At 53.0% G+C, this 23,010-nt stretch carries 19 protein-coding genes and 1 pseudogene; 15 read left to right on the top strand and 5 right to left on the bottom strand.

Translation table 11 applies throughout. The features are described from left to right. The first annotated feature begins 110 nt into the window (after nucleotides 1–110). The 3 genes and pseudogenes from pldB to SFA31_RS02000 form a co-directional block, all read left to right on the top strand. Nucleotides 111–1,115, top strand: a complete 1,005-nt coding sequence (gene pldB, locus SFA31_RS02010) for a lysophospholipase L2 (protein WP_322836475.1) — start codon at nucleotides 111–113, stop codon at nucleotides 1,113–1,115. A 31-nt stretch (nucleotides 1,116–1,146) separates the two neighbouring features. Beyond that, nucleotides 1,147–1,953, top strand: coding sequence for a sugar/pyridoxal phosphate phosphatase YigL (gene yigL / locus SFA31_RS02005; protein ID WP_322836474.1), 807 nt, complete (start codon nucleotides 1,147–1,149; stop codon nucleotides 1,951–1,953). A 108-nt stretch (nucleotides 1,954–2,061) separates the two neighbouring features. After that, nucleotides 2,062–2,826, top strand: a pseudogene (locus tag SFA31_RS02000) (carboxylate/amino acid/amine transporter); the annotation flags it as partial. Here the strand turns inward: SFA31_RS02000 and metR are convergent. Continuing rightward, nucleotides 2,813–3,802: an HTH-type transcriptional regulator MetR gene (metR, locus tag SFA31_RS01995; RefSeq protein ID WP_322836473.1), complete on the bottom strand. Its 990-nt coding sequence runs from the start codon at nucleotides 3,800–3,802 to the stop codon at nucleotides 2,813–2,815. The pseudogene SFA31_RS02000 and the gene metR overlap by 14 nt on opposite strands. A gap of 196 nt (nucleotides 3,803–3,998) precedes the next feature. Between metR and metE the strand changes: the two genes are divergently transcribed. Then, the gene (metE, locus tag SFA31_RS01990) at nucleotides 3,999–6,260 is read left to right on the top strand and encodes a 5-methyltetrahydropteroyltriglutamate--homocysteine S-methyltransferase (protein ID WP_322836472.1); all 2,262 of its coding nucleotides are present in this window, start codon (nucleotides 3,999–4,001) and stop codon (nucleotides 6,258–6,260) included. A 37-nt stretch (nucleotides 6,261–6,297) separates the two neighbouring features. Here the strand turns inward: metE and SFA31_RS01985 are convergent, their stop codons facing one another. Further along, complete coding sequence (locus SFA31_RS01985) at nucleotides 6,298–7,104, bottom strand: dienelactone hydrolase family protein (protein ID WP_322836471.1); 807 nt, start codon at nucleotides 7,102–7,104, stop codon at nucleotides 6,298–6,300. A gap of 415 nt (nucleotides 7,105–7,519) precedes the next feature. Here SFA31_RS01985 and udp point away from each other — a divergent pair, with 415 nt between their 5' ends. The 9 genes from udp (at nucleotide 7,520) to tatD (ending at nucleotide 16,420) form a co-directional block, all read left to right on the top strand. Beyond that, a complete protein-coding gene (udp, locus tag SFA31_RS01980) occupies nucleotides 7,520–8,281 on the top strand; it encodes a uridine phosphorylase (RefSeq protein ID WP_322836470.1) in 762 nt (253 codons plus the stop codon). Between the two features lie 480 nt (nucleotides 8,282–8,761). Beyond that, on the top strand, nucleotides 8,762–10,162 hold the full coding sequence (rmuC, locus tag SFA31_RS01975; RefSeq protein ID WP_416208343.1) for a DNA recombination protein RmuC: 1,401 nt from the start codon (nucleotides 8,762–8,764) through the stop codon (nucleotides 10,160–10,162). A 91-nt stretch (nucleotides 10,163–10,253) separates the two neighbouring features. Continuing rightward, the gene (gene ubiE, locus SFA31_RS01970) at nucleotides 10,254–11,009 is read left to right on the top strand and encodes a bifunctional demethylmenaquinone methyltransferase/2-methoxy-6-polyprenyl-1,4-benzoquinol methylase UbiE (RefSeq protein WP_322836468.1); all 756 of its coding nucleotides are present in this window, start codon (nucleotides 10,254–10,256) and stop codon (nucleotides 11,007–11,009) included. A gap of 14 nt (nucleotides 11,010–11,023) precedes the next feature. After that, on the top strand, nucleotides 11,024–11,629 hold the full coding sequence (gene ubiJ, locus SFA31_RS01965; RefSeq protein WP_322836467.1) for a ubiquinone biosynthesis protein UbiJ: 606 nt from the start codon (nucleotides 11,024–11,026) through the stop codon (nucleotides 11,627–11,629). After that, on the top strand, nucleotides 11,626–13,266 hold the full coding sequence (gene ubiB / locus SFA31_RS01960) for a ubiquinone biosynthesis regulatory protein kinase UbiB (protein ID WP_322836466.1): 1,641 nt from the start codon (nucleotides 11,626–11,628) through the stop codon (nucleotides 13,264–13,266). The genes ubiJ and ubiB overlap by 4 nt, the downstream gene beginning before the upstream one ends. Nucleotides 13,267–13,340: 74 nt before the next feature. Further along, the gene (locus SFA31_RS01955) at nucleotides 13,341–13,610 is read left to right on the top strand and encodes a Sec-independent protein translocase subunit TatA (RefSeq protein WP_322836465.1); all 270 of its coding nucleotides are present in this window, start codon (nucleotides 13,341–13,343) and stop codon (nucleotides 13,608–13,610) included. Between the two features lie 3 nt (nucleotides 13,611–13,613). Continuing rightward, on the top strand, nucleotides 13,614–14,144 hold the full coding sequence (gene tatB / locus SFA31_RS01950) for a Sec-independent protein translocase protein TatB (RefSeq protein WP_322836464.1): 531 nt from the start codon (nucleotides 13,614–13,616) through the stop codon (nucleotides 14,142–14,144). A gap of 2 nt (nucleotides 14,145–14,146) precedes the next feature. Next, nucleotides 14,147–14,956: a Sec-independent protein translocase subunit TatC gene (gene tatC / locus SFA31_RS01945; protein WP_322836463.1), complete on the top strand. Its 810-nt coding sequence runs from the start codon at nucleotides 14,147–14,149 to the stop codon at nucleotides 14,954–14,956. Between the two features lie 681 nt (nucleotides 14,957–15,637). Next, nucleotides 15,638–16,420, top strand: a complete 783-nt coding sequence (gene tatD / locus SFA31_RS01940) for a 3'-5' ssDNA/RNA exonuclease TatD (RefSeq protein WP_322836462.1) — start codon at nucleotides 15,638–15,640, stop codon at nucleotides 16,418–16,420. A gap of 6 nt (nucleotides 16,421–16,426) precedes the next feature. Here tatD and rfaH read toward each other — a convergent pair whose 3' ends face one another. Beyond that, the gene (gene rfaH / locus SFA31_RS01935) at nucleotides 16,427–16,915 is read right to left on the bottom strand and encodes a transcription/translation regulatory transformer protein RfaH (RefSeq protein ID WP_322836461.1); all 489 of its coding nucleotides are present in this window, start codon (nucleotides 16,913–16,915) and stop codon (nucleotides 16,427–16,429) included. Nucleotides 16,916–17,100: 185 nt separating this feature from the next. Between rfaH and ubiD the strand changes: the two genes are divergently transcribed. Both ubiD and fre read left to right on the top strand, forming a co-directional pair. Continuing rightward, nucleotides 17,101–18,570: a 4-hydroxy-3-polyprenylbenzoate decarboxylase gene (gene ubiD / locus SFA31_RS01930; protein WP_322836460.1), complete on the top strand. Its 1,470-nt coding sequence runs from the start codon at nucleotides 17,101–17,103 to the stop codon at nucleotides 18,568–18,570. A 63-nt stretch (nucleotides 18,571–18,633) separates the two neighbouring features. Then, nucleotides 18,634–19,338: an NAD(P)H-flavin reductase gene (gene fre, locus SFA31_RS01925; RefSeq protein ID WP_322836459.1), complete on the top strand. Its 705-nt coding sequence runs from the start codon at nucleotides 18,634–18,636 to the stop codon at nucleotides 19,336–19,338. 210 nt (nucleotides 19,339–19,548) lie between these two features. Here the strand turns inward: fre and fadA are convergent, their stop codons facing one another. Next, nucleotides 19,549–20,712 carry an acetyl-CoA C-acyltransferase FadA gene (gene fadA, locus SFA31_RS01920; RefSeq protein ID WP_322836458.1) on the bottom strand — a complete coding sequence of 388 codons (1,164 nt, stop codon included), beginning with the start codon at nucleotides 20,710–20,712 and terminating at the stop codon, nucleotides 19,549–19,551. 9 nt (nucleotides 20,713–20,721) lie between these two features. Further along, nucleotides 20,722–22,911: a fatty acid oxidation complex subunit alpha FadB gene (gene fadB, locus SFA31_RS01915; protein WP_322836457.1), complete on the bottom strand. Its 2,190-nt coding sequence runs from the start codon at nucleotides 22,909–22,911 to the stop codon at nucleotides 20,722–20,724. Nucleotides 22,912–23,010 lie beyond the last annotated feature (99 nt).

The following is a 23,010-nucleotide window of genomic DNA, read 5'->3' as shown; positions in this document are numbered from 1 at the left end:
GCTATAAAAGTGTACGGTTCCCGCCGCCTGCGTATTTATGCCACAATGCACTCTGGTTTGATGTTTGGTCAATTATCCTTGTACCAATGTTCGCGCGTGGAGGCGCAGGCATGCCCGCATCTCAACAGACAACCGACTGGCTCACGCGAGAAGACGCGTTTGCGGCGTTCACTACCGGCCCATTAATGGATTTCTGGCGGCAGCGCGAGGAGTGCGAGCTGCTGGGCGTTGACGACATACCGGTACGGTTTGTTCGCTTCCACGCGCCGCGGCACGACCGCGTTATTCTGGTTTCCCCCGGGCGCATTGAAAGCTATGTGAAATATGCCGAACTGGCATATGACCTGTTCTATTGTGGGTTTGACGTGCTGATTATCGATCATCGCGGGCAGGGCCGCTCCGGGCGGATGCTCTCTGACACTCATCGCGGGCACGTCGTGCATTTTAGCGATTATGTGGATGATTTAGAACGCCTCTGGCATCAGGAAATCGCACCAGGTCCGTGGCGGCGGCGCTACGCGCTGGCACACTCGATGGGCGGAGCAATCACTTCGCTCTTTTTGCAGCGTAATCCTCAGGCGTTTGACGCCGTGGCGCTGTGTGCGCCGATGTTTGGCATTGTACTGCGCCTGCCGGAGTGGGTCGTGCGCCATATTTTGGACTGGGCCGAAGAGCGGCCACATATTCGTGAAGGCTACGCGGTGGGGACCGGGCGCTGGCAGGCGCTGCCGTTTGCGCTCAACATTTTGACGCACAGCCGCCAGCGCTATCGGCGCAATTTGCGCTTTTACGCAGACGACCCTCAGCTACGAGTGGGCGGCCCTACCTATCATTGGGTGCGGGAAGGCATTCTTGCCGGTGAGCAGGTTTTGGCCGGTGCCGGGGCAATGCAAACGCCCACGCTATTGGTTCAGGCGCAGGACGACCGGGTGGTGGATAATCGCGCTCAGGACCGCTATTGCGCGCTGCGCGCTGCGGCAGGACATCCCTGCGCGGGCGAAACGCCGTTGGTAATCGAAGGCGCTTACCACGAAATTTTATTTGAGAAAGATGCAATGCGCGCCAAAGCGCTGCATAGCATTATCGATTTTTTTAGCACATTTGATAAATCATAAAACAATTACCCCAGAAGGATAGATATCGCTTATGTACCAGGTTGTTGCGTCCGATCTTGACGGCACGCTGCTGTCTCCCGAGCATATGCTGACGCCTTATGCGAAAGAAACGTTGCGCCTGCTGACTGCCCGCGGCGCGCATTTCGTCTTTGCCACCGGGCGGCACCACGTGGATGTCGCGCAAATCCGCGACGGTCTTGATATTCCCGCCTACATGATAACCTCCAACGGTGCGCGGGTGCATGATATGGCCGGGCAATTAGTTTTCTCTCACAATCTGGACAGCGATATTGCCGCCGATCTTTTTGGCATGATGCACGTCGATCCGAATATTGTGACCAACGTGTATCGCGACGATGATTGGTTTATCAACCGTCATCGCCCTGAGGAGATGCTGTTTTTCCCGGAGGCGGATTTCACATATCAGCTTTATGAACCCCAGCTTCTTGAACCGCAGGGGATCAGCAAGGTGTTCTTTATCAGCGACAGGCATGAACATTTGCTGCCGCTGGAGCAGGCCATTAACGCGCGCTGGGGAGATAGGGTAAACGTGAGCTTTTCAACGCTCACCTGCCTTGAGGTGATGGCGGGCGGGGTTTCTAAAGGTCACGCGCTGGAAGCGGTTGCTACCGCGATGGGCTATGGTTTGCAGGACTGCATTGCGTTCGGGGATGGTATGAACGACAAAGAAATGCTGAGCATGGCGGGTAAAGGTTGCATTATGGGTAACGCCCATCAGCGCCTGAAAGATCTCCTGCCAGCGCTGGAAGTGATTGGCACCAATGCGGAAGAAGCCGTGCCGCACTACCTGCGGAAACTTTTCTTAGCTGAGGTTTGATTTAAAACTGGAGTGATTATAAAACATCCACTGGTCAATGAGAAAATGAAATAATAGCGCTACGACTTCGCTACAATAGGCTTTTTTAATGCGAAGCGAGGCCTGGTCGTGGCGCTACTTATTATTACCACGGTGCTGTGGGCATTTTCTTTTAGCCTGATTGGTGAGTATCTGGCAGGGCACGTTGACAGCTATTTTTCAGTGTTAATGCGCCTTGGTCTGGCATTTGCCGTCTTTTTGCCTTTTTTACGCGGCTATGGGCAAAGTATCAAAACCCGCGCGCTATATATGCTGGTTGGGGTGCTGCAGCTGGGCCTTACTTATTTGCTGAGTTTTCAGGCCTATTTATATCTGACGGTTTCCGAGTTTCTATTGTTTACCGTGCTTACGCCGCTGTACATCACCCTTATCTACGATATCCTCCGCCGACAGCGGCTGCGCTGGAGCTATATGCTGAGCGCACTGCTGGCGGTGCTGGGAGCCGCAATTATTCGTTATGACCGCCTGAGCGAACATTTCTGGACCGGCTTGCTGCTGGTGCAACTGGCTAACCTTACCTTTGCCATCGGCATGGTGGGGTATAAGCGGCTCATGGAAATTCGTCCAATGCCGCAGCGCGGCGCTTTTTCCTGGTTTTATCTTGGCGCTTTCCTGGTGGCTGCGGTGGCGTGGCTGCTGTTGGGCAACTCAAAGCAGCTTCCTACAACCCCATTACAGTGGGGAGTTTTGGTCTGGCTTGGGGTTGTCGCATCGGGGCTGGGATTCTTCATGTGGAACTACGGCGCTACCCGCGTGGATGCCGGTACGCTTGGCATTATGAATAATATGCACGTACCGGCAGGATTACTGGTTAACCTGGCTATCTGGCAGCAGCGTCCTCACTGGCCGAGCTTTCTGGCTGGAGGTGCGATAATTGTGGGGTCGCTCTGGGTGCACCGGCGCTGGGTCGCTCCACGCTCCGCACAAAGGGTAAATGCTCGCAGGCGTGACTGCGGGCAAAATGAATAAATGCCGTAGAGACCGGCTGGTGCTGTTCGCCGCTGCGAACGGCGGCATAAAGCCGACTCCATAATCCATCTCCCAGCGGACGCGTCGCGATCAGCCGTTGACGCTCCGCGCTTTCAGCTACCCAGTGCGGAAGCGCGGCGATGCCCATTCGCGCAGCTACCATCTGCATAAGCAGTAGCGTGTTATCTACATGCTTCAGCGCTGGCGTAATCCCCGCCGGCTGCAGGAAGTGCCGCCATATATCAAGGCGGGAACGCTGGACCGGATAAATCAGCAGTGTTTCCGCCGCTAAATCCTGCGGACTAATCTGCGCTTTGGCCGCCAGAGGATGATCGCAGGCCATTACCAGACGTACTTCGTAATCAAACATCGCAGAGTAGTGCAGGCCGCTTTTGGGCAAAATGTCAGAGGTGAGAACAATGTCCAGCTCGCCTTGCTGCAGCGCAGGCTGCGGATCAAAAGTGACCCCTGATTTGAAATCCACTTCCACCTGCGGATACCGCTGACTAAATTGCGCCAGCGCCGGCGTTAGCCACTGAATACAGCTATGGCATTCAATCGCAACACCTAGCCCGCTATGCCGAGGCTGGCGGCATGCCTGCAGCGCGTGGCTAATTTGCGGCAAAATTTGTTCCGCCAATGCTAACAAAACCTCACCCTGGGGCGTAAAGCGTAGCGGCTGGCTTTTGCGTACAAAGAGACGAAAGCCGAGCCGCTGTTCCAGATCGCTGAACTGATGCGACAGCGCAGACTGCGTTTGGTGCAGCACGGCAGCCGCCGCGGCGAGCGAGCCGCTATTGCGCAGCGCTTGTAGGGTCCGCAGATGTTTTATCTCGATCATGAATCCCCTTCACCTTGTCATGAATATTTTGCGCTTGAGGAAGACACAGTACCTGTGGATTATGGATGTGTAAACATCCAGACGGCTAAATAAAAATTACTTCCAGTGGCAGACCGCTCGGCGCGTAACGGATCCCTATACGACCGCATCGTCCACGGCACGCTGGCACTGAAACCGCAAACATGAGGCAAACAGCATGACAATCCTGAACCACACCCTTGGTTTTCCGCGTATTGGCCTGAAACGCGAGCTAAAAAAAGCGCTGGAAAGCTATTGGGCGGGCAAAGCGACGCGCGAAGCGCTGCTTGAAACGGGGCGCGAGCTGCGCGCTCGCCACTGGCAGCAACAGAAGCAGGCTGGCGTCGATCTGCTGCCAGTCGGCGATTTTGCCTGGTACGACCATGTGTTAACTACCAGCTTATTATTGGGAAACGTCCCCGCCCGCCATCAGAATGACGATGGTACCGTAGATATCGATACGCTGTTTCGCATAGGCCGCGGGCGGGCGCCCAGCGGTAAACCGGCGGCAGCGGCGGAAATGACCAAATGGTTTAATACCAACTATCACTACATGGTTCCGGAGTTTGTCAAAGGCCAGCGGTTTCAGCTTACCTGGACTCAGGTGCTGGATGAGGTCGATGAAGCGCTGGCGCTGGGGCATCGCGTAAAACCCGTGCTGTTAGGGCCAGTTACCTATTTATGGCTGGGTAAAGTGAAAGGTGAACAGTTTGACCGCCTGAGCCTGCTGAACGACATTCTCCCGGTGTATAAACAGGTACTGGCTGAACTGGCCCGACGCGGAATTGAGTGGGTGCAAATCGATGAGCCAGCGCTGGTGTTGGAACTTCCACGGCCCTGGTTAGAGGCTTATCAAACTGCCTATGACGCGCTGCAAGGGCAGGTAAAGGTGTTATTGACTACCTATTTTGAAAACGTCGCGCCGAATTTAGAGGCCATCGTCGCCTTGCCGGTTCAAGGGCTGCACGTGGATTTAGTACACGGTAACGATGATGTTGCCGGGCTGCATAAACGCCTGCCGTCTCAGTGGGTACTTTCGGCGGGCGTAATTAACGGGCGCAACGTCTGGCGTGCGGATTTGAAAGAAAAATATGCGCAAATTCAATCTATTGTCGGGCAGCGTGAGCTCTGGGTTGGTTCTTCCTGCTCGCTATTACATAGCCCGATAGATTTGAGCGTAGAAACCCGGCTGGATGAGGAAGCCAAAAGCTGGTTTGCCTTTGCGCTACAGAAATGCCATGAACTGGCGCTGCTGCGCGATGCGCTAAATTCCGGTAACCCTGAGCAACTGAACGCATGGAGCGCGCCAATTCGGGCGCGTGAGAATTCGGTGCGCGTACACAACGCCGCCGTAGCGCGGCGACTGGCGGCGATTACCGCTCAGGATAGCCAGCGTGCCAGCGTATATCCGCTGCGCGCTAAAGCGCAGCGCGAGCGCTTTAAACTCCCGGCGTGGCCGACGACGACGATTGGCTCATTTCCACAAACGACTGAGATCCGCGGGCTGCGTTTGGAATTTAAAAAAGGTCTTTTAGACGCGAATAATTACCGCACCGGAATTGCGGAACATATCAAACAGGCAATCGCTGAGCAGGAGCGGTTGGGGCTGGATGTGCTGGTGCACGGTGAAGCCGAGCGTAACGATATGGTGGAATATTTCGGCGAACATTTGGACGGCTTTGTCTTCACGCAAAATGGCTGGGTGCAAAGCTATGGTTCCCGCTGCGTAAAACCACCGATTGTCATCGGTGATATCAGTAGGCCCGAGCCTATCACCGTTGAATGGGCAAAATATGCGCAATCGCTCACGGACAAACCGGTGAAAGGCATGCTGACCGGCCCGGTAACGATTCTGTGCTGGTCTTTCCCGCGCGAAGATGTCAGTCGGGAAACAATCGCGAAACAAATTGCGCTGGCGCTACGCGATGAAGTTGCCGATTTGGAAGCGGCGGGGATTGGCATTATTCAAATTGATGAGCCTGCGCTGCGGGAAGGGCTGCCGCTTAAGCGCAGCGACTGGGACGCTTATCTCCAGTGGGGAGTGGAAGCCTTTCGCATCAATGCAGCGGTGGCGAAGGATGACACCCAAATTCATACGCATATGTGTTATTGCGAGTTCAACGACATCATGGCTTCGATTGCAGCGCTGGATGCCGATGTAATAACCATTGAAACCTCGCGTTCAGATATGGAACTACTGGAATCATTTAAGGAGTTTGAATACCCGAATGAAATTGGGCCGGGCGTCTATGATATTCACTCGCCAAATGTCCCGAATGTCGAATGGATTGAGGCACTGCTACGTAAGGCGGCCCGGCGCATTCCAGCGGAGCGTTTGTGGGTAAACCCGGACTGCGGTTTAAAAACGCGCGGCTGGCCGGAAACCCGCGCGGCGCTGGCAAGCATGGTTCAGGCGGCGCAAAATCTGCGCCGGGCGTAGCCTTTCAGGTCGGCGGTAAAGCGCGCTGAAAGGCGCGCTATTTTTTCCCATCGCCGTAGCGCCGAAACCATGCCAGCATTCTTTGCCAGCCGTCTGCAGCCGAGGCCTGATGATATTGGGGGCGGTAATCCGCGTTAAACGCGTGTCCGGCGTCCGGGTAGACGACAATCTCAGCGTTGGCGTTTGCCGCACGCAGCGCCTGGCGCATCAACTCAACGGATTCCAGTGGAATGCCGCTGTCCTGAGCGCCATATAAACCAAGCACCGGAGCGTTCAGGCGAGTGGTGATATCAATTGGCTGCTCCGGCGAATTCAGGGTCTTATCACCGGTTAAGCGGCCATACCACGCGACGGCTGCTTTCAATTGAGGATTATGCGCGGCGTAAAGCCAGGCGATGCGTCCTCCCCAACAAAAGCCGGTCACCATCAGGCGATTAGCATTCCCGCCGTGGCGCGCGGCCCAACTGGCGACGTGATCGAGATCCGCCAGTACCTGCGCGTCTGGAACGTGGGCTACCAGCCCATTGAGAAGCGTGGGAATATCAGAATAGTCGTCCGGGCTTCCCTGACGGAAATACAATTCCGGCGCAATAGCCAGATAACCTTCATGCGCCAGCCGGCGGCAAATATCCCGGATATGTTCATGTACCCCAAAAATTTCCTGTATCACGATAACGACGGGTAGCCCTTCGCTCTGGTCTTCCGGGCGAGCGAACCAGGCGGGCATGCTGTCGCCCTGGCTTGGGATTGTGGTTTCCCCGGTGCGCAGGTTTTCTGCCGTGGTGTGAATCACCGCTGTGGCATTATCGGCGAAGGGGAGAGGTGGCACTGATGTTTGAGTCATGGCTATCTCCATCCTGGCGCGCGGGCAGCGCCCGACGTAATTAAGTTATGCGTTGCGTTGCGTTGCGTTGTCTGGCCTGGCGGCGGGTAGCTGACAGGCGGCAACGTTTTCATTAAATGCGTGCGTCCGAATAACTATAGCCATAAACCCGGCACGTAAAATGTTGGGCTGGCGTAGCAACGACCAAAATGGAGATAAAACGCCGTGAGGGCATCAATTTTAATGGGCGTGCGGGCGGGTTTGCCTGCCATTTGAGGTGTAAAGCCATACGCCAGTATTTGTGAAGCAAATCACTTAGTGATGCATAAATAAGAGTAATTTGTTTCATTACAGGTGAGATGTATCACGTAATTACGCGGCAGGCCCGGTTAGAGTAGACGCCTTATTTTCCCACAGTGATTTCAAGGAGCGCGCTATGTCAGCGACTGACGTTTTCCATTTGGGCCTGACTCAGGGTGATTTACAGGGTGCAACGCTTGCCATTGTGCCGGGCGATCCACAGCGGGTGGAAAAAATAGCGGCATTAATGGATAACCCCGTATTGCTTGCTTCGCACCGCGAGTTTACGACCTGGCGTGCACAGATAGACGGTAAGTCCATCATCGTATGTTCCACAGGGATTGGCGGCCCTTCTACCTCGATAGCCGTTGAAGAATTAGCGCAGTTGGGGATTCGCACTTTTTTACGCGTGGGAACCACCGGAGCTATCCAGCCGAATATCAGTGTGGGCGATGTGCTGGTTACTACGGCTTCTGTGCGCCTGGACGGTGCCAGCCTGCACTTTGCGCCTCTCGAATACCCGGCGGTTGCAGATTTTACCTGCACCACCGCGCTGGTAGAGGCAGCCAGGGCCGCCGGTGCGGTAACGCATATTGGCGTGACGGCGTCTTCCGATACTTTTTATCCAGGCCAGGAGCGCTATGATACCTTTTCTGGTCGCGTAGAGCGGCGTTTTAAAGGTTCAATGGCTGAATGGCAGGCGATGGGCGTGATGAATTATGAAATGGAATCCGCGACGCTGTTAACCATGTGCGCGAGTCAGGGATTGCGCGCCGGTATGATAGCCGGGGTCATTGTTAATCGTACTCAGCAAGAAATCCCGGATGCGCAATTGATGAAACAAACGGAAGGCCACGCGATAAATATTGTGGTTGAGGCCGCGCGCCGTCTGCTTTAATTTCGCCCGCTCGGTGGCGCGTAAGCTGAGACGCGCCATCGACTTAATCGTATGTCTCGTCCCCATATTCTGACTCAGCATAGGTTGATACCAGGTAGCTCGCCCGCGCGCTGGCAGCGGTTTGCTCTGGCAGAAAACGCGGGTTGGTTTTGTCAGATGCGCGCCTAAAAGGCGCTTTTTAACGCTCTTTGCCAATTCTGCGGCGTAGAATCATGCGCTTGCCGCCCGTAAATATTTTTACTCCGCGTGTACCTATATTGCTTGTTGAGGACATCCTTGGTTTGCGCTCCTGCGAAATATATTTTCCTGGCGCGGTAAGAGTACCGCGCTTTTTTGCGCGGCTTTACGCAGAAAAGCGCTTTTCATCTGGACATCCATACAGCACAATTTTACTTTGATTAAAGCCTCGCCCTCTGCTGGAGGGCGGTAAACTCGCATTCTGGAGGCGGAGTGGACAACTCATTACTGCTCGTTATCATCATGGTGCTTGCAGGCGTTGGTGCCGGTTGGTTGCTGGCCAGCCTGCGCGCGGCGCAAAAACTGGCGCTGGAGCATACCGCCCAGCGCGAGCTTTACGGCGAACTGATGGCGGCGCGGCAGCAGCTTCAGCAGGCTGAATATTGGCATGAAGAGTGTGAGCGTCTAAACGGTGAGCTGCGCCACCAGCTGGAGATCAACGGGGTACAGGAAGCCGATCTGCGTGAACTGAGCACGCGACTTGAAGAAACGCGTATTAACGCGGAAGAAAAAGTCCGGCAGATGATGAGCAGCGAACACCGCCTGAGCGAGCAGTTTGAAAACCTCGCGCATCGGATTTTTGAACAGAATAGCCGGCGGGTGGATGAGCAAAATCGCCAAAGCCTGCAGGGGCTACTTACACCGCTGCGGGAGCAGTTAGACGGTTTTCGGCGCCAGGTGCAGGATAGCTTTGGTCAGGAAGCGCGGGAGCGGCACACGCTGACTCATGAGATCCGCAATCTGCAACAGCTTAACGCCAGAATGGCTCAGGAAGCCGTCAATCTCACCCAGGCATTAAAAGGTAATAACAAAACCCAGGGAAATTGGGGAGAAGTGGTGCTTGGCCGCGTGCTGGAGGCCTCGGGGCTGCGCGAAGGCCATGAATATGATCTGCAAGTAAATATTCAGCGCGAAGACGGTAGCCGGATGCAGCCGGATGTCATTGTACGCCTGCCCCAAGGCAAAGACGTGGTGATTGATGCAAAAATGACGCTGGTGGCCTGGGAGCGTTTCTTTAACGCTGAAGAAGAGTACGCGCGGGAGCAGGCGCTTTCAGAGCATATTGCCGCGATTCGCCAGCATATTCGCTCGCTGGGGAGTAAAGATTACCAGTGCTTGCCAGGGGTAAAATCTCTTGATTATGTACTGATGTTTATCCCGATTGAGCCGGCGTTTTTGGCGGCAATAGACAAACAGCCTGAGCTGATAAATGAAGCGCTACAGCGCAATATTATGCTAGTCAGCCCCACTACGCTGCTGGTGGCGCTACGGACTATTGCCAATCTCTGGCGCTATGAACACCAAAGCCGTAATGCCCAACGTATCGCCGATCGGGCGGCGCGTCTCTATGATAAAATGCGGCTGTTTGTCGATGATATGTCTGCTATCGGCAATAACCTGGATAAAGCGCAGGATACCTACCGGCAGGCAATGAAAAAGTTGGCCAGTGGGCGCGGAAATATTCTGGTCCAGGCCGAGGCTTTCCGTGAACTCGGCGTTGAAATCAAGAGAGAAATCAATCCAGAATTGTCTGCCCGGGCGAAACTGGATGGCGACAATGCCGCTATTGCACCCGGAGAGCGGTATGACACCCAGGTTGAACCAGAAATCACCCCAGCGCGCCGTGCAGCGGGTGATATCTGATAAGGTATACCCTGCGTGGCGCTGAATCATAGGGCAACACGGTGCAATCTGTTACACTCCTTCAAATATTTTTCAACAAGCAGGCATTGAGATGGCTGGAGATTCGCAGGATACGACGCATTTTGGTTTCCGTACCGTTGCAAAAACGCAAAAGGCGGACATGGTAGCGCAAGTCTTTCACTCCGTTGCGGCAAAATACGATGTAATGAACGACCTGATGTCGTTTGGCATTCACCGGTTATGGAAACGCTTCACTATTGATTGCAGCGGCGTGCGTCGCGGTCAGCGCGTATTAGACCTGGCCGGAGGCACCGGGGATTTAACGGCTAAATTTTCGCGTTTAGTTGGTGAAACGGGCAGTGTCGTGCTGGCTGATATCAATGATTCCATGTTAAAGATGGGGCGTGAGAAGCTGCGTAACACCGGAGTTATTGGCAATGTAGAATATGTGCAGGCCAACGCAGAGGCGCTGCCGTTTCCGGACAACACATTTGACTGTATTACTATCTCTTTTGGACTGCGTAACGTAACCGATAAAGAGAAAGCGCTGCGTTCCATGTATCGGGTATTAAAACCGGGCGGGCGTTTACTGGTGCTTGAGTTTTCTAAACCTATTATAGACCCGCTAAGTAAAGCCTACGATGCCTACTCTTTTCACGTCCTCCCGCGTATTGGTGAGGTCGTGGCGCAGGATGCGGAAAGCTACCGCTATCTGGCGGAGTCAATCCGTATGCACCCGGATCAAGATACTTTGAAAACAATGATGGAAGAGGCCGGATTTGAGAATACCGCCTATTACAATTTGACGGCGGGCATTGTTGCTCTGCATCGCGGTTATAAATTCTGAACGGAGGAATGCGCGTGCCCTTTATGCCGTTGGTAACAGCCGCTGTGGAAACCTTCGTTAATCGTATGCTCTGGCGTGACGATGCGCTTAAAGCGGCTCGCCAGCCTTTAAAAGGCAAGATACTACGCATTGAGCTTAAAGAACTGGACTCGCCGCTGATTTTGGCGTTTAGCGATAAACAAATCGATGTTTTAAGTCAGTGGGAAGATAGTGCCGATTGTACTGTCGCTACGCGCATAGCCGTTTTGCCACAGCTCCGCGATCGCCAGAGGCTTACGGCGCTAATAAAGCAAGGTGACCTGGAAGTGCATGGCGATATCCAGGTCGTGCAGCATCTCGTTTCGCTTATTCATCTTGCCGATTTCGATCCCGCAGAGTTACTGGCGCCCTGGATAGGCGATATCCCAGCAGAGGGTGTGAGTCAATTTCTCCGCGGCGGTGCTCGTTTTCTAAAAAAGCGTGCGGAGCATAGCCAGCGCTATCTTGCGGACGCGATGACGGAAGAGTGGCGCCTGGCACCAGGGCGCCTCGAAACGGTTTGGTTTATCGATGAAGTAAGCGCGATAGCAGATGAAGTAGAATCGCTGGAAAAACGCATGGCGCGTCTGGAGGGGAAATGACGCCTGGAGAACTGCGCCGCCTGTATCTTATTGTTCGAGTCTTTTTAAGCTACGGGCTTGATGAGCTGATCCCAAAAATTCGCATTACGCTGCCGCTGCGACTGTGGCGGCGCTTATTGTTTTGGCTCCCTAATCGGCACAAAGAAAAACCCTTAGGCGAACGTCTGCGCCTGGCTCTTCAGGAGTTGGGGCCAGTCTGGATTAAGTTTGGGCAAATGCTTTCCACTCGCCGCGATCTGTTTCCACCCCAGATTGCCGATCAGCTTGCATTGCTGCAGGATCGCGTTGCCCCCTTTGACGGCCACCTGGCGCAGCGGCAAATAGAGCGTGCGATGGGTGATATCCCGGTCGAAAGCTGGTTTGAGGATTTTAAAATTGAGCCTTTAGCCTCCGCATCGATTGCGCAGGTCCATACAGCCCGCCTGAAATCCAATGGCAAAGACGTCGTTATTAAAGTGATTCGGCCTGATATCTTGCCGGTCATTAAAGCGGATATGAAATTGATTTACCGGCTGGCTGGCTGGGTGCCACGCCTGCTGCCGGATGGCCGACGGCTGCGACCTCTTGAAGTGGTGCGTGAATATGAAAAGACACTGCTGGACGAGCTGAATTTGCTGCGTGAGGCTGCAAACGCAATTCAACTTCGGCGTAATTTCGAAGCCAGCCCGATGCTGTATGTTCCTGAGGTGTATTCAGATTACTGTCGGCAAAATATGCTGGTAATGGAACGCATCTATGGTATCCCGGTGTCAGACACACAGGCACTGGTAAGTAACGGTACCAATATGCAGCTTCTGGCGGAGCGGGGAGTGCAGGTGTTTTTTACCCAGGTTTTTCGTGACAGTTTCTTCCATGCCGATATGCACCCTGGGAATATTTTTGTCAGTTATGAACACCCTGAAAACCCCCAGTATATCGGTATTGATTGCGGTATAGTGGGATCGTTAAATAAAGACGATAAGCGTTATCTGGCAGAAAATTTTATTGCGTTTTTTAATCGCGATTACCGTAAGGTGGCGGAACTACACGTTGATTCAGGCTGGGTTCCTGCAGATACCAACGTTGAAGAGTTCGAATTTGCCATCCGCACGGTTTGCGAACCCATTTTTGAGAAACCGCTGTCGGAAATCTCTTTTGGCCACGTTTTGCTAAATCTCTTTAATACGGCGCGCCGTTTTAATATGGAGGTTCAGCCACAGCTGGTATTGCTTCAAAAGACATTGCTATACGTTGAAGGGGTGGGGCGACAGCTATACCCACAGCTTGATTTATGGAAAACGGCCAAGCCTTTTTTGGAATCGTGGTTAAAAAATCAGGTTGGTGTACCCGCCTTATTGCGGGCGTTGAAAGAAAAGGCGCCGTTCTGGGTGGAAAAAATGCCGCAACTTCCGGAACTGGTCTACGACAGTTTGCGCCAAAGCAAACAATTACAACTGAGTGTTGATAAAATCGCCCACGACATTCATTTCCAGCGTGTGCGTAACGGTCGGGCCAAATATTTGCTCGGAATCGGAGCCACATTGATATTGAGTGGGACGCTGTTTTTGATTCACAAACCCGAATGGGAGTGGCGTCCTGTCTGGTTAATGGCGGGTGGGATTATTGCCTGGCTGATTGGCTGGCGACGTACGGCCTGATTTACATCGTAACGAACTTATTCGCGTGCCGTATACTCTATGTACTGGCTCGCTTAAATATCTGAGGATTTATCATGGGTGGTATTAGTATCTGGCAGTTGCTTATCATTGCCGTAATTGTGGTGTTGTTATTCGGCACTAAAAAGCTCGGATCTATAGGCTCCGACCTCGGTGCGTCAATCAAAGGCTTTAAAAAAGCGATGGGCGACGATGAAGAAAAAACCACGGCATCGACCGAATCCGGGAAAAAAGATGCCGATTTCCCCACGGCGCCTTTACCGGAAAAAGCTGAAGACAGCCTCCGTAAAGACGAAGTCAAAAATCACGATAACAATCAGGTGTAAGGCGTGTTCGATATTGGTTTTGGCGAACTGGTTCTGGTGTTTATCGTTGGCCTGATAGTTCTAGGGCCACAGCGTCTTCCTGTAGCGGTAAAAACGGTGGCTGGATGGATCCGGGCGCTGCGCTCGCTGGCAACCACGGTGCAAAATGAGCTTAGCCAGGAACTTAAATTGCAGGAGCTTCAGGACAGCCTGAAAAAGGTTGAAAAAGCGAGCCTGAATAATCTTTCGCCTGAACTGAAGTCGTCGATGGACGAGCTACGTCAGGCAGCCGAGGCAATGAAGCGCTCTTATACGGCGAACGATCCGGAAAAAGAGAGTGACGAAGCGCATACAATACACAACCCGCTTGTAGAAGAGCCTCAGGGCGCGACGCCCGCTCAGGCTGCTCATCAGGTGAGCGCACCTCAGCAAGTTCCGGGCGATGGCGCAGTGGATGCGCCTGTGCAAGTAAAGGCGGATAGCGTCGCTGAAAATACCACGCAGGCAATGAGTCCATCGCCTGAATCAACTCATTCTCCAGATAGTAAATCCTGAACATGGCCGTTGAAGATACTCAACCACTAATCAGCCATTTAATTGAGCTGCGAAAACGACTGTTAAACTGCATCATCGCCATATTGCTCATCTTTTTGGCGCTGGTTTATTTTGCAAATGATATTTATCAGTTGGTTGCGGCACCGTTGATTTCTCAGATGCCGCTTGGCTCAACGATGATTGCGACCGATGTTGCATCGCCTTTTTTCACGCCGATTAAATTAACGATTATGGTGTCAGTCATTTTGTCGGCACCGGTTATTTTGTATCAGGTATGGGCGTTCGTTGCGCCGGCGCTTTATCGGCACGAACGTCGGCTTATCGTGCCGCTGTTGGTATCCAGTACTCTGCTATTTTATATCGGCATGGCATTTGCCTATTTTGTCGTCTTCCCGCTGGCATTCGGTTTTTTGACTAAAACGGCTCCCGCAGGCGTTACCATCTCAACTGACATTACCAATTATCTTGATTTTGTCATGGCGCTATTTATGGCGTTCGGCGTTTCTTTCGAAGTGCCGGTAGCGATTGTTTTGCTGTGCTGGATGGGAGTGACGACTCCGGAAGATTTAAAGAAAAAACGTCCATATGTGTTGGTTGGCGCGTTTGTTGTCGGCATGCTGTTAACGCCTCCGGATGTGTTTTCACAAACGCTGCTGGCTGTACCAATGTATTTTCTGTTTGAGGTTGGGGTTTTCTTCTCCCGCTTCTATGTCGGTAAGCGGCGTAAGCCAGATGATGAAGATTCGAATGGAGAAAACGATGCGGAAAATGCCGCGTCCTCAGCGGAAACTTCCGTTACGCCTAAAGAATAACGTTATCTTTCTAGAACAAATGCCGGTCAGTGAAAATTGACCGGCATTTTTGTTGCCAACTGAAAAACACGTCCTATGGGCCTGGTCATCAACGGGTTTTGGCTCTGCCTTGTTGTTTTGGGATTTAAATCTCACAAGACCTGGCAGAGACTTTTTTTAAGGAATTTGGTATGCCCCACTAGGGCATCAAAGCAATGCCGCTTTCTATGAAGGCGGGTTTTTACGGCGGGCTGATATAACGGCCTGGTGATGGTAATTGCCTGTAACTGCGTATGCGGCTTTAGCGGCTGCCCTGGAAAGTTTATTATTGCTACTGGGGGATCTGTGGTGCCATCGCAAAAGGGCCAGAATTTTATCTGGCGGCCTGAGAATGCTTTTTCACTGGGTTCGCCATTATGGCGGCAAAGGCCAGAAATCTTACCTTTTACGCACGCGTTTCTGTAGCTGCATCCTGCCCGGTGCCGCAGCGCCTGATAGACAATCTTTGGCGATAAATACCTTATTTAAGCCCAAAGAGTTGTATGCCGTGGGCTAAAGTGTCTCGTAATGAACTCTTATCGCTTTCGCGGGTAAGGCGTTGGGATAATCGACATTGTAACCGCGCGCAAGCAGGCCAGCGATGGTACTGCTGCTAATAAACCGGTTATCGGGTTTTGAAACATCACAATCCAGGAAAAAAGAATGTTTGATATTGGGGTAAACCTGAGCAGTAAGCGGTTTGAAAACGACCGTGGGGAGGTGGTGATGCGTGCGCGTGAGGCGGGTGTGCGTGGCATGCTGCTAACGGGCACCAGTATAGATGAGAGCAAACAAGTTCTTTCACTGGCCCGCCGCTACCCTGATTGCTGGAGTACTGCGGGCGTACATCCGCACGACGCTGAAAATTGGACCGCAGGGTGCGTGGAGCAACTGGCGCTGCTGGCGGCGGAGCCGGAAGTGGTAGCGATTGGTGAATGCGGGTTAGATTTTAATCGAAATTTTTCTTCCCCGCAGGCGCAGGAACGGGCCTTTAGCGCGCAGTTAGCACTGGCTGCGGAGCTGTCACTGCCGGTATTTCTTCACTGCCGCGATGCTCATGAGCGCTTTATTGCTTTACTGGACCCTTGGTTAGATAAACTGCCAGGCGCCGTATTACACTGTTTTACTGGCAAAAAAGTTGAGGCCACGGCGTGTTTAGAACGGGGCCTTTACCTTGGTATTACCGGGTGGATATGCGATGAAAGGCGCGGCCAACAATTAAGCGCACTACTGCCTGAGATTCCGCGACAGCGATTAATGCTGGAAACCGATGCGCCGTGGTTAATACCGCGTGACCTTCGTCCTCAGCCTGCAGAGAAACGTAATGAGCCTGCTTTTTTGGCACATATTCTGGAGCAGGCTGCACTTCGGCGAGGAGAAACGAGAGATGCTTTGGAGCAGGCAACGGATGAAAATGTCAGGCGCTTATTCAGTATCGAATTTTAAATGCTATCAGAGTTTCTGAAAGTCAGTATTTTTTACGCTCTGAACCACTTGTCGGTTAAGCAGATTTAACAGCAGCATGGAACGCATTTCGCCATCAGGTTCAGTAAATATTGCCTGCAGCCCTTCAAAGGCCCCTTCGGTGATAATGACGCTATCGCCGGGCCACGGTGTATGAGGGTCGACAATCTCTTCCTGTTGATAATGTGTAATCTGATGAATAACTTTCTCTGGTATCGTGGCAGGCAGTGCGCCGAAACGCACAAAATGACTAACTCCCCGGGTCGAATTGATCGTGGTGGTATGAATATCCTCCGGATCAAATTTGACAAACAGGTAGTTGGGAAACAGCGGCTCGCTGACTTCACCGCGCTTTCCCCGGACCATTTTCTCAAGCGTAATCATTGGTGTCAGGCAGTCGACAGACTGGCGCTCCAGATGCTCTTTCGCTCGCAGCAATTGACCTCGTTTGCAGTAAAGTAGATACCAGGATTGCATAATAACTCTTCTTAACTTGCCAGGCGCGCAAGCATAGCAAAACGCCCCTTAGAGTGATAGTTAAGACCATAATACTTCGCCGGGCAACATCATTATCTCATCGCATCACGCTTATTAACGAAACTACAGCAAGGGGCCGGTGAAGGCCGTATAATACGCCACCTGACCAGACGCAAAAGTGACTTATGAAATATCACGACTTACGCGAATTTATCACGCTGCTGGAGCAGCAAGGGGAGCTAAAACGCATTGCGTTGCCGGTTGACCCTCATCTGGAAATGACCGAGATAGCCGATCGCACACTGCGAGCCGGTGGGCCGGCCCTTCTGTTTGAAAATCCCAAAGGTTATCGCATGCCCGTATTGTGTAACCTGTTTGGCACGCCGCGTCGGGTTGCGTTAGGTATGGGGCAAGAGGACGTTACCGCGCTGCGCGAGGTAGGTAAACTACTGGCGTTTCTCAAAGAGCCGGAGCCGCCAAAAGGGTTTCGCGATTTAGTTGATAAGCTGCCGCAATTTAAGCAAGTATTGAATATGCCGACAAAGCGCCTGCGGAGCGCGCCGTGTCAGCAGCGGATTTTAGAAGGAGATGCGGTCGATCTCACGCATATTCCCATAATGCAATGCTGGCCGGGCGATGCGGCACCGTTAATCACTTGGGGGCTGACAGTGACCCGGGGGCCGCATAAAGAGCGGCAAAATCTCGGTATCTACCGCCTGCAGCAACTGGGCAAAAACAAATTGATTATGCGCTGGCTGTCTCATCGCGGCGGCGCGCTGGATTATCAAGAGTGGTGTGCTGCTCATCCGGGAGAACGTTTTCCTGTCTCTGTCGCTTTAGGCGCCGATCCTGCAACTCTTTTGGCGGCGGTAACTCCGGTGCCGGATACGCTGTCGGAATATGCGTTCGCGGGCCTACTGCGCGGCACTAAAAGCGAAGTGGTGAAATGCCTTTCGAACGATCTGGAAGTACCGGCCAGTGCGGAAATCATCCTCGAAGGTTATATTGAGCCCGGCGAAACGGCGCCTGAGGGGCCCTATGGCGACCATACCGGATACTATAACGAAGTGGATAATTTCCCGGTATTCACGGTGACGCATATCACGGAGCGAGATGATGCGATTTATCATTCTACTTATACCGGGCGCCCGCCGGATGAGCCCGCGGTTTTAGGCGTTGCGCTGAATGAAGTGTTCGTGCCGATACTGCAAAAACAGTTCCCGGAAATCGTCGATTTTTATCTGCCGCCGGAAGGATGTTCATACCGTCTGGCGGTTGTCACCATAAAAAAACAGTATGCCGGACATGCTAAGCGCGTCATGATGGGCGTTTGGTCCTTTTTGCGTCAGTTTATGTATACCAAATTCGTTATCGTATGCGACGATGACGTAAACGCGCGTGACTGGAATGATGTTATTTGGGCTATCACTACGCGTATGGATCCTGCGCGCGACACCGTTTTGGTGGAAAATACGCCCATTGATTATCTGGATTTCGCCTCACCGGTTTCCGGCCTCGGTTCCAAAATGGGTATGGATGCCACCAACAAATGGCCGGGTGAAACGAACCGTGAATGGGGGCGCCCAATTCGTAAAGACGCGCAGGTAACGGCGCGTATTGATGCGATATGGGATGAACTGGCCATTTTTAAATAAGTAGAGGCCGGCGCCCGGGCGCCGGCGCGCAATTTGCACTCATGACCCGATTAGAGGGAGCGCATGACAATACTAAGCTGTAAAGTGACATCGGTGGACGCAATTACTGATACGGTTTATCGGGTTCGGCTCGTTCCTGAAACCCCGTGCGCTTTTCGTGCCGGTCAATATTTAATGGTTGTTATGGATGAGCGTGATAAGCGCCCTTTTTCCATGGCATCTACGCCTTTTGAGTCAAAGCATATTGAACTGCATATCGGCGCATCGGAACTGAATCTCTACGCGATGGCTGTGATGGACAGGGTTCTACAGCAAAATGAAATCCTGGTAGATATGCCGCACGGCGAGGCATGGCTGCGTGAGGATGATGAAACGCGTCCACTGATTTTGATTGCCGGTGGAACGGGCTTCTCGTATGTTCGCTCAATTTTGCTGACCGCGCTGGAGCGAAATCCACAGCGGGATATCGCCGTTTACTGGGGCGGTCGTGAGGCGCAGCATTTGTACGACCTGAGCGAGCTGGAAGCTTTAACCGTGAATCATCCGCAGATGCGGCTGGAGGCGGTGGTCGAGCAGCCGCCGGAGGAGTGGCGTGGGCGTACAGGTACCGTGCTGACCGCGGTACTTCAGGATTATGGTTCGCTGGCCGATTATGACATTTATATTGCGGGGCGTTTTGAGATGGCAAAGATTGCCCGCGAGCTTTTTTGTCATGAGCGTGATGCGCGTGAAGATCGTATGTTTGGCGACGCATTTACGTTTATTTAATGCGGCTGGTTTCAGTGCTGGGGGGCTGGCTGGTAATTATCTATATAGCGGCGCTCCGTGTTTGCGCCTTTGATAGAACATCCCCCAAATCACATTGGGCTAATGCGGCTTCGTAAAGATGATATTGCGCCACGGCAATTGCAATCGCCATGGCGCTGTTGGCGCAGCCGTTAAGCTACGGCTGCGGGCCTCTCCGGCTATAACGACGTACTATATACGCTCCAGTACGGTGGCAATTCCCTGGCCTAAGCCGATGCACATCGTCGCGAGTCCAAACTGAGCGTCCTTGCGCTCCATCAGGTTAATCAGCGTCGTGCTAATACGCGCGCCGGAACAGCCGAGAGGATGGCCTAGCGCGATGGCGCCACCGTTGAGATTAATTTTCTGATCAAGCTGCTCCATTAAACCGAGATCGCGGATACACGGTAAAATCTGAGCGGCAAATGCTTCATTCATTTCAAAGAGATCGATATCGCTGGCGGATAGCCCGGCTTTCTTTAGCGCTAGTTTTGATGCAGGCACAGGTCCATATCCCATGATTGAAGGATCGCAGCCGACTACCGCCATTGAGCGTACGCGGGCGCGAGGCTGGCAGCCTAATTCTCGCGCATGGCTTTCACTCATGAGTAATAGGGCAGCCGCACCATCAGAAAGTGCTGAAGAGCTACCCGCCGTCACGGTTCCGTTAACCGGATCGAATGCAGGGCGCAGCGTCGATAATGTTTCAGTCGTGGTTTCGGGGCGAATAACTTCGTCATAATCGAATAATGTGGGTACCCCATCGGGGTTATGACCGCCGGTTGGGATTATTTCATTATCAAAAGCGCCGGATTGAGTGGCAGCCCAGGCGCGCGCATGGGAGCGTGCTGCAAAGCTATCCTGCATTTCCCGGGTAATACTGTGCAAACGCGCGAGCATCTCTGCCGTAAGGCCCATCATTGCCGCTGCTTTGGCGACGTGGCGACCCATCCCAGGGTGAAAGTCAGCGCCGTGGGTCATGGGAACGTGCCCCATATGCTCCACGCCGCCCACCAGGCAGACCTGCGCATCACCGGTCATGATCGTGCGGGAGGCATCATGTAGCGCCTGCATAGAGGAACCGCACAGGCGGTTCACGGTCGTCGCGGGTACGGAGTGCGGAATTTCTGCCAGCAGCGCGGCGTTGCGCGCGATATTAAACCCCTGCTCCAGCGTTTGCTGAACGCAGCCCCAGTAGATATCGTCAATTTCACTGGCCTGAAGTGCCGGGTTACGCATTATCAGGCTGCGCATGAGATGAGCAGAAAGATCTTCTGCGCGCACTTGGCGAAATGCACCGCCTTTTGAGCGGCCCATTGGGGTACGAATTGCATCGACAATGACAACCTGTTCCATTGTATCTCCTTAAGCCGTCTTCAGTTCGCCAGGCGCTCGGGCTGGTTCAACCACAGGGTAATATGTTTCGTTACGGCGTGCTTTTTGGCATAAACCTTCCGGTGCTTCATAAAGTGGCCCCAGATGCTGATAACGCTGCGCCATTTCGATATAGGCCGCGCTGCCAAGCGTATCCAGCCAGCGAAATGCACCGCCGCGAAAAGGAGGAAAACCAAGCCCGTAAACTAGCGCGATGTCCGCTTCCGCCGGGCTGGCAATAATGCCTTCTTCAAGGCAACGCACTACCTCATTCACCATCGGGATCATCATGCGCGCAATAATTTCATCATCACTGAAAGCGCGCGCCGGTTGGCTGATATCGGCTAACAGAGCGTCGACGGCCCCGTCATTCTCTTTTTTTGGTTTCCCTTTGCTGTCTTCTTTATAGCGCCAAAATCCTAGGCCATTTTTCTGGCCGAACCGGCTGGCGTTAAAAAGCGCATCCACGGCGTCTCGATACGTTTTTTGCATGCGCTGGGGGAACCCGCTGGCCATCACCGCCTGAGCGTGGTGCGCCGTATCAATACCGACGACGTCCAGTAAATAAGCTGGGCCCATGGGCCAGCCAAACTGCTTCTCCATCACTCTGTCTATGTTGCGGAAGTCGGCGCCATCGCGCAGTAATTGACTAAAGCCGGAAAAATAGGGAAACAGAACGCGGTTAACAAAAAATCCCGGGCAGTCATTTACCACGATAGGCGTTTTACCCATTTTGCTGGCCCAGGCGACGATCTTGGCGATAGTGGTGTCCGCCGTTTTTTCGCCGCGGATCACCTCGACCAGCGGCATACGGTGTACGGGGTTAAAGAAATGCATGCCGCAGAAGTTTTCCGGGCGTTTCAGCGCGCCTGCCAGTTCGCTAATGGGAATGGTGGATGTGTTAGAGGCGAGAATAGTTCCGGCATGGATTTTTTCTTCGGTTTCGGCCAGCGCAGCCTTTTTAATTTGTGGGTTTTCAACCACGGCTTCCACGACGGCCTCTACCCGATAAAATCCCGAATAGTCGAGAGTGGGATGAATGGTTGAAACGATGCCGGCGAGCTTTAATCCGTCGATTTTTCCACGTTCAAGCTGTTTATTGAGTAATTTAGCCGCCTCGTTCATGCCCAGCGTTAGCGCTTTATCGCTGATATCTTTCATTATAACGGGAACGCCTTTCCAGGCCGACTGATAAGCGATTCCGCCGCCCATGATACCGGCGCCCAGCACCGCAGCGCGAGCCGGTGCTGTAACCTGTTTCGTCAGCTGTTTAGCTTTTCCTTTAATGTATTGATCGCTTAGGAAAATGCCTACCAGCGCGCGCGCCTCCGGAGAGTGCGCCAGTGGAACAAAACTCTGCGTCTCCAGAGCCAGCGCTTCATCTCGTCCGTATTTGGCCGCTGCTTCAATAGTTTTGACTGCGGTGAGCGGCGCCGGGTAGTGAGGTCCGGCTATCTGAGCCGTCATTCCTTTAGCAATAGTAAAGCTCATTGCCGATTCGGTCTTGCTGAGCTTCAGCGGCTGCAGCTTCGGCTGCCGCTTTGCTTTCCAGTCCAGCGTGCCGTCAATGGCCTGGCGTAACAGCGAAAGTGCGCCTTCTTGTAGCTTTTCAGGTTGCAGAATACCGTCGATTAACCCGAGCTTTAACGCTTCATTTGCGCTGACATCTTTTCCTGCGACGATAATTTCCAGAGCGCTGTCGGCACCTAATAAGCGTGGCAGGCGCACGGAGCCGCCGAAGCCTGGCATAATCCCCAGCTTGGTTTCCGGGAGCCCGATGCGCAGGTCTGGCGCGGCTAGCCGGTAATCCGTGGCCAGCACGCATTCGCAGCCGCCGCCTAATGCGTAACCATTAATGGCGGAGACGGTGGGAACCGGTAAATCTTCCAGCCGATTAAAGATACCGTTAGCGAATCTTAGCCATTGGCTAAGCTGCTGTTCAGGCACCTGAAATAGAGAGAGAAATTCGGTGATGTCCGCCCCGACGATAAAAGCCCCTTTTGCTGAACGAAGTAATACGCCTTGTAATGACGGCTGCTTTTCCAGAATGTCCAGCGCATGACCCAGACTATCGATCGTGGCGGTATCCAGTTTATTGATAGTGCCTGGCGCATCAAACACTAGTTCAACGATGCCATTCTCCAGCCAATTAAGATAGAGGGTGTCGCCTTGATAAAGCATATCGGTCTCCTGAATCCAGCGGGGTGATCTGGTCATACCAGATGAAGGAAGTGTGATTGATATGTTAATTAAATGCAAATAATAGTTAATTATTTGCAG

It is taken from the genome of Erwinia sp. HR93 (genome assembly GCF_034555055.1).
Classification (GTDB): domain Bacteria; phylum Pseudomonadota; class Gammaproteobacteria; order Enterobacterales; family Enterobacteriaceae; genus Apirhabdus; species Apirhabdus apintestini.
The sequence above is the reverse complement of the archived record's forward strand: the minus strand, read 5'-3'. Positions and strand labels throughout refer to the sequence as shown.